The sequence below is a fragment of the Streptomyces milbemycinicus genome, from assembly GCF_002154605.1.
Classification (GTDB): Bacteria; Actinomycetota; Actinomycetes; order Streptomycetales; family Streptomycetaceae; genus Streptomyces; species Streptomyces milbemycinicus.
In genome coordinates this window covers 1-940 of the sequence record NZ_MUNE01001075.1, presented here as the reverse complement: position 1 = coordinate 940, position 940 = coordinate 1, and the positions used below count along the sequence as shown (strand labels likewise).

At 64.4% G+C, this 940-nt stretch carries 2 protein-coding genes and 2 pseudogenes; 3 read left to right on the top strand and 1 reads right to left on the bottom strand.

What is annotated here, in order from left to right:
• Window positions 1-99: 99 nt before the first annotated feature.
• Window positions 100-234, bottom strand: a pseudogene (locus tag CCN51_RS51120) (phosphatase); the annotation flags it as partial.
• Between CCN51_RS51120 and CCN51_RS51115 the strand changes: the two are divergent.
• The 3 genes and pseudogenes from CCN51_RS51115 to CCN51_RS51105 form a co-directional block, all read left to right on the top strand.
• Window positions 232-348: pseudogene (locus CCN51_RS51115) on the top strand (phosphatase); the annotation flags it as partial. The pseudogenes CCN51_RS51120 and CCN51_RS51115 overlap by 3 nt on opposite strands.
• A 128-nt stretch (window positions 349-476) precedes the next feature.
• Window positions 477-686 carry a helix-turn-helix domain-containing protein gene (locus CCN51_RS51110; protein WP_014053989.1) on the top strand — a complete coding sequence of 70 codons (210 nt, stop codon included), beginning with the start codon at window positions 477-479 and terminating at the stop codon, window positions 684-686.
• A gap of 139 nt (window positions 687-825) precedes the next feature.
• Window positions 826-924 carry a 30S ribosomal protein bS22 gene (locus CCN51_RS51105; RefSeq protein WP_003948845.1) on the top strand — a complete coding sequence of 33 codons (99 nt, stop codon included), beginning with the start codon at window positions 826-828 and terminating at the stop codon, window positions 922-924.
• Window positions 925-940 lie beyond the last annotated feature (16 nt).

The following is a 940-nucleotide window of genomic DNA, read 5'->3' as shown; positions in this document are numbered from 1 at the left end:
GCACCGGCTTCCCCTCCGGTGACTCCTGCTCGCATGCGCGCTCCTCACCAGATTAGGGGCGCGTGATACGAGTGGGGAAGAGGAGTAGCGATCGGACGCCTACTGTGACAGACACGCCCGATTGAGTACATAGCGAGTAATCGGTCGGTAGTAAGCGGACCGCACAGCGTCGTCAAGCGGAACCGCCACCGACACCCGCCCCTCCGCCTGGCCGACGAACGGCGCGGGGTCGTCGGCCAGGCGGAGGGGCGGGTGTCGGTGGCGGTTCCGCTTGACGACGCTGTGCGGTCCGCTTACTACCGACCGATTACTCGCTATGTACTCAATCGGGCGTGTCTGTCACAGTAGGCGTCCGATCGCTACTCCTCTTCCCCACTCGTATCACGCGCCCCTAATCTGGTGAGGAGCGCGCATGCGAGCAGGAGTCACCGGAGGGGAAGCCGGTGCCCGACATGTGCGGAAGGTTCAGGTGTGTCATGGCTGCTGGCGAAAGGCCTCTGAACGAGGTTCAGTTTCTGACCGTGGCGGAAGTCGCCTCGGTGATGCGAGTGTCCAAGATGACCGTGTACCGCTTGGTGCACAGCGGTCATCTGCCGGCGATCCGGGTGGGCAGGTCCTTCCGGGTCCCAGAGCAGGCGGTTCATGAGTATCTCCGCGAGTCCTATGTGGGGGTGGAGTCCGCCTAGGCCCGGACGGGCCTGACAGCAGGGGCCGGGGCGCCCCTCGGATTACGCGCTTCGCTCGGCGCCGGGTAGGCTGGCCTGATGTAGGTCGTGTGGGCTCGGACGCCCCGCACCGAGTGAATCGAAGTGAGCGAGGGTAGTCGTGGGCTCTGTTATCAAGAAGCGGCGCAAGCGGATGGCGAAGAAGAAGCACCGCAAGCTGCTCAAGCGCACGCGCGTCCAGCGTCGCAACAAGAAGTAAGCAAGCGACGCTGTGT

Bases quoted from the DNA above. Each gene is read 5' to 3' on its own strand.
- CCN51_RS51110 (WP_014053989.1), top strand. From the start codon at position 477: ATGGCTGCTGGCGAAAGGCCTCTGAACGAGGTTCAGTTTCTGACCGTG.